The organism is Paracraurococcus ruber (assembly GCF_004353985.1).
In the GTDB taxonomy this organism is placed as follows: domain Bacteria; phylum Pseudomonadota; class Alphaproteobacteria; order Acetobacterales; family Acetobacteraceae; genus Paracraurococcus; species Paracraurococcus ruber.
In genome coordinates this window covers 1-4,997 of the sequence record NZ_SMOA01000342.1, presented here as the reverse complement: position 1 = coordinate 4,997, position 4,997 = coordinate 1, and the positions used below count along the sequence as shown (strand labels likewise).

The following is a 4,997-nucleotide window of genomic DNA, read 5'->3' as shown; positions in this document are numbered from 1 at the left end:
CGGCGCACCGCGCGTTGTGATGGCCGCGGATTGCGCCCCGCAGGGAATGCCGCCCCGCATCGGCCGCGTGCCGCGCCTTGCAGGGCCCGGCCGGCGCCACGCGCGGGGCCGGCAGGGCCCCGTCGCCCGCCGCTCTACAGCCTGTCCGGCGGCGCCGCGGTTTCGGGCGGCGGCGCCTGCCGCAGCAGCGCCAGCGCCGCCGGCACGTCGGGCGCCACGGCATAGAGCCGGCGGTTGCTCGGGTCCACGAAGCCCTGGGCGATCAGCGCCTCCACCAGCGCCAGCAGCGGCTGCGCCCAGCCGCCGATGTCGAGGATGATGACCGGCTTGTCGTGCAGGCCGAGCTGCCGCCAGGTGAGGATCTCCACCGTCTCGTCCAGGGTGCCGAGGCCGCCGGACAGGGTGACGAAGGCATCCGCCAGCTCGAACATCCGCGTCTTGCGGGTATGCATGCTGGTGGTGACCTCCATCTCCGCCGCATGGGCGGAGGGGCGTTCGACCCGCGTCAGGAATTCCGGGATCACGCCATGCACCCGGCCGCCGGCCGCGGCCGTGGCTTCGGCGACCGCGCCCATAAGCCCGATCCCGCCGCCGCCATAGACCAGCGTCATGCCCTCGGCGGCCAGCCCGGCGCCCAGCGCCCGGGCGGCGGCGAGATGCGCCGGGTCGGTCCCCGGCCGGGCGCCGCAGAAGACGGCAACGGAACGGATATGCTGCGGCATGATGGTCTCCAGACGCGTCGCCGCATTCTGCCACGGATCGGCCGGCGACGCCGCGCGCCACCGGATCTTGCGGCGCCGCCATCGGCCCCGCCCGGGCCGGCGGGGCTGCGCCTTGGCGTGCGCGCATCCTGCGGGTTACGCTTCCGACATGGGCTGACCATGCAACGGAATCGGGGGACAGGCGATGCGGCATTGGGGAATTGCGGTGGCCATCGGGTTGGCCGCCATGGCGGGGGCGGCCTTCGCCCAGGGCGACGTGATCGCCGAGCGGCGGGCGGGCCTGAAGCGCATGGGCGGCCATATGGAGGCGATGAAGCCGGTGGCGGATTCGCGCGGCGACCCGAAGCCGCTGGAGGCGCGGATCGACGACATGATCGCCTTCTACCGGACGCTGCCCGCCCGCTTCCCGGCGGGCTCTGGCACCGGCGACACCAAGGCGCTGCCGGCGATCTGGCAGGATTTCCCGCGCTTCGAGCAGGCGAACACCGCCCTGCTGGGCCAGCTGGCCACGCTGAAGACCGCCGCCGCCTCCGGCAACGCGGCCGGCTTCGCCGAGGCTTATGCGCAGACCGGGCCGCAATTCTGCGGCGGCTGCCACCGCCCCTTCCGGGCGCGCTGACGCTTCGGCACCGCCGGCGGCCAGCGGTTAGGCGCCGCAAACCGGCCGGCGCCGAACCGGCCGGCCCCGAAACAACTGCTGTCGAATCGGCCAGCGCCGAATCGACCGGTGGCATCGGCGGCGGGCGGGCGCGGCGCCAGGCCGGCGGCCGGTCGCGCGCCAAGCCGTGGCGGGCGGGGCTGCAGCGGGCCGGTGCGGCCGCGGCAGCCCGTCGTCAGGCCGCCTTGGCGCGGGGCGCCAGGGTATCCAGCAGCGCGTCCACCCGCGCCAGCGTCTCCGGGTCCTGCCGGAAGGCGATGGCCAGCAGGCTGCCTTCGCGCCGGGCCACCCGGCCGCCGATCGGCGTGCCGGCGCCTGGCAGCTCGATCTGCACCTCGAGCCCTGGGGGCAGGTCCGGGCCGCCGACCAGCGCCAGGCCGCCCCGCGCGATGTCCTGCACCATGGCCTCGATCGGGGCCGCCAGGCCGTTGCCGCGCAGCACCGTCCGCAGCCCGGGCACCGACAGGCGCTCGTAGCGCCGCCGCTCCCGCTCGTCGCCGCGCATGGCGGCGAGGAAGCTGTCGACCTCGGTCCGGATCTCGCCCGAGACGCGCGCCACCTCGCCGGCCGCGTTCAGCACCGAGCGGCTGGTGCCGCCGGCGGATTCGGCGATGTCCGCCACCTCGTTCATCGCCCGCGTCGCCTCGTTGTTCTGCCGCGCCACGGTCTGCACGCTGGCGGCGATCTCCCGCGTCGCGGCGCCCTGCTCCTCGACCGCGGCGGCGATGGCGCTCGCCACCTCCTCCACGCGGCCGATGGCGGTCCCCACCTCCTGCACCGCATCCACCGCCTGGGTGGTCGCGGCCTGGATGGCGGCGACCTGGCTGGCGATCTGCTCGGTCGCCTTGGCGGTCTGCCCGGCCAATGCCTTCACCTCGCTCGCCACCACCGCGAAGCCCTTGCCGGCCTCGCCGGCGCGGGCCGCCTCGATCGTCGCGTTGAGGGCCAGCAGGTTGGTCTGGCCGGCGATGTCGCTGATCAGCCGCACCACCTCGCCGATCTGCGCGGCCGCCTCGGACAGGCTGCGGACGGTGGTGTCGGTGGTGCGGGCGCAATTCACCGCGTCTTGCGCCGCCGCCGCCGCCTGGGCCACCTGGCGGGAGATCTCGGCGACGCTCGCGCTCAGCTCCTCGGTCGCGGCCGCCACCGTGCCCAGGTCGTGCGAGCTCTGCTCGGCGCCGGCGGCGGTCGAGGCACTCTGGTCGCGGGCCCGCTCGGCCACCGCCGCCATCGCATCGGCCGAGCGGCGCATATCGGCCGCCGCGGCCCCGAGCGAGGCGAGCACGCCCGAGACGGACTGGCCGAAATCCTGGGTGTGGCGGTCCATCGCCGCCTGCCGCCGGTCCCGCGCCGCCCGCTCGGCCGCCGCCGAGGCCTCCAGCCCGCGCTTCTCGAGGCCGAGGACCCGCAGCGTCTCCACCGCCCGGGCCACGGCGCCGACCTCGTCGCGGCGGTCGCGCCCTTCCACCGCCGCATCCAGCGTGCCGCCCGCCACCCGCTCCACCTCCGCCGCCATGCGGCGCATCGGCCGGGCGACGCCGAGCGCGAACAGCGCCGTGGCGAGGGCGATGCCGATGGCGAGCGCGACGACCGAGACCACCAGCATGGTGGTCCGCACCGTGCCGGTGACCGCCAGCGCGGCCTCGCTGGTCCGGCCCGCCGCCTCGCGCCGCTCCGTCACGAAGCGGTCGAGTGCGTCGCGCAGCCGGTCGGCCTGCGGGTCCACCCGCTCCGCCATGATCCGGCGCAGCGCCGCGGTGTCCGCCGCCGGCGCCGCCGCCAGGCCGCGGACGCCTTCCATCAGCCGGCCGACATCGGCATCCAGCCCCTGCACCGCACCGGCCAGCCCGGGCTGCGCCGCCCGGATGCCCGCCAGGGCCTCCACCGTCTGCCGCTGCAGCGCCTCGATGCGGGTGAGGGCGCCGGTGCGCGCCTCGCCCTCCCCCAGATAGACCAGGCGGGCGGCCTGCCGGCTGATGCCCTGCACGGTGCGGGAGGCCTGGGAGGCCTGCAGGGCCGCCCCGCTCTCCTGCACCAGGGCGGTCTGGTAGGCGGTCTTCACCTCCTGCAGGCCGCTCATGGCGACGAGGGCGATGATCGCCTCGCTCACCACCCCGAGCAGGACGATGAGGACCCCCTTGCCCAGGACAGGCATCTGCATGATGCGGCGCAGCATCGGACGACACTCCAGCGGTGCAGGGCGGGGCAGCCCGCCACGATCGGAAACGCTGGTACGGCGGAAGTCGTGAAGGAAGCGTCATGGATGCCCGCCGCGGCGGCCGCCCCGCGCGGCAACGGGCGACGCGGCGTCGCGGTACCAGGGCCCGCGCGGGCTCCCGCCGCCGGTCAGCCGAGGCGGGAGATGCCGAAGACCGCCAGCCCCGCCAGCAGCAGCAGCGCCGCCCCGAGCAGCGGCGAGCCGAGGCGGGGGGCGGGCAGGGCGGCGGGCAGCCGCTTCCAGCCCAGCACCATGGGCCGCACCAGGTCGTGCCGCTTCACCGCGGCATAGGCCAGCACCGCCAGGACATGCAGCGCCGCCGCCGCGAGGATCAGGTTGAAGATGCGGTGGTGCAGCCCGGTCAGCCGGTCGCTTGTCTCGGACGCGACCGCCTTGGCCAGCGGGCCGTAATCGCCATAGCCGCTGTCCGAGAACAGCCCGGTCCCCGCCTGCGCCAGCAGCAGGCCGAGCAGGATCAGCACCATCCAGCCCCCCGCGGCATTGTGGCCGATCTCGCGGTCCGGCTCCCGCCGCGGGAAATGCCGCAGGTGCCGCAGCGCCTCGGCCGGGGAGCGCAGGAAGCGGCCGAAGCGGGCGGTGTCCGACCCGACGAAGCCCCAGGCGATGCGGAACAGCACCAGCGTCAGCACGCCATAGCCCGAGAGGTAGTGCAGCCGCACCCGGCCGGTCTCGGCGGTCCACCACGACAGGCCAAGCAGGATGACGATGCCCCAATGGACCAGCCGTACCCAGCCATCCCAGACCCGCACCCTGACCAGCGGTTGCCGCTCCATCGTCCCTGATCCCCCGCTTCTGCCGCGGCGCAGCATAGGCCCGCCCCGGCGCGGCAGGCAGGGGGGACGATGCGCGGCCGGCCCGAATCGGGCAGTCTGGCGGGCATGTCCTTTCCCCTGCACGGGCCCTGGCCGCCGCTCTGGGACGGCGCGGCGGCCGCCCTCCTCCCCGTCCTGGCCTGGGCCGGGCTGTTCCGCCTGCTGCGGCGGCCGGACTGGGCCGCGCTGGGGGCCGGGCTGGGCCTGGCCGTCGGCTGGGCGGCGGTGCTGGGCCTGGTGACGGGGACGCCGCGGCAACTGCCGGAACGCCTGCCGGGGCCGGTATTGGCGGGTCTGGCGGTGGCGGCGCTGCTGCTGCTGGCTGGGCGTGGCCGCGGCGTCGCGGCGGGGCTGGCCATCGCCCTGGCCGCGCTGGCCACCGCCTGGTGGCTGGCGGGCGGGCCGCTGACCCAGGCGGACCTGCTGCGGGCGGCGGTGCCGCTGGCGGCCCTGGCGCTGCTGGCGGCTGGCGTCGTGCTGGGCCTGCCGGGGCCGGGCGGGGCGGCCTGGGGCTTCGCGCTGCTGGCCGCCGGGCTGTGGCTGGGCGGGCCACCCGGGCCCTGGCT

General features: G+C 76.2%; 5 protein-coding genes. 2 read left to right on the top strand and 3 right to left on the bottom strand.

Annotated elements, in window-relative coordinates:
* Window positions 1-134 precede the first annotated feature (134 nt).
* Window positions 135-722: an LOG family protein gene (locus tag E2C05_RS28575; RefSeq protein WP_133223035.1), complete on the bottom strand. Its 588-nt coding sequence runs from the start codon at window positions 720-722 to the stop codon at window positions 135-137.
* 205 nt (window positions 723-927) lie between these two features.
* Here E2C05_RS28575 and E2C05_RS28570 point away from each other — a divergent pair, with 205 nt between their 5' ends.
* Window positions 928-1,341: a c-type cytochrome gene (locus E2C05_RS28570; RefSeq protein ID WP_158292435.1), complete on the top strand. Its 414-nt coding sequence runs from the start codon at window positions 928-930 to the stop codon at window positions 1,339-1,341.
* 214 nt (window positions 1,342-1,555) lie between these two features.
* Here E2C05_RS28570 and E2C05_RS28565 read toward each other — a convergent pair whose 3' ends face one another.
* Both E2C05_RS28565 and E2C05_RS28560 read right to left on the bottom strand, forming a co-directional pair.
* Window positions 1,556-3,556 carry a methyl-accepting chemotaxis protein gene (locus E2C05_RS28565; RefSeq protein WP_133223033.1) on the bottom strand — a complete coding sequence of 667 codons (2,001 nt, stop codon included), beginning with the start codon at window positions 3,554-3,556 and terminating at the stop codon, window positions 1,556-1,558.
* A 170-nt stretch (window positions 3,557-3,726) separates the two neighbouring features.
* On the bottom strand, window positions 3,727-4,392 hold the full coding sequence (locus E2C05_RS28560) for a cytochrome b/b6 domain-containing protein (RefSeq protein ID WP_133223032.1): 666 nt from the start codon (window positions 4,390-4,392) through the stop codon (window positions 3,727-3,729).
* 105 nt (window positions 4,393-4,497) lie between these two features.
* Here E2C05_RS28560 and E2C05_RS28555 point away from each other — a divergent pair.
* On the top strand, window positions 4,498-4,997 hold a 500-nt coding region (locus E2C05_RS28555), incomplete at its 3' end, for a hypothetical protein (RefSeq protein WP_408901636.1).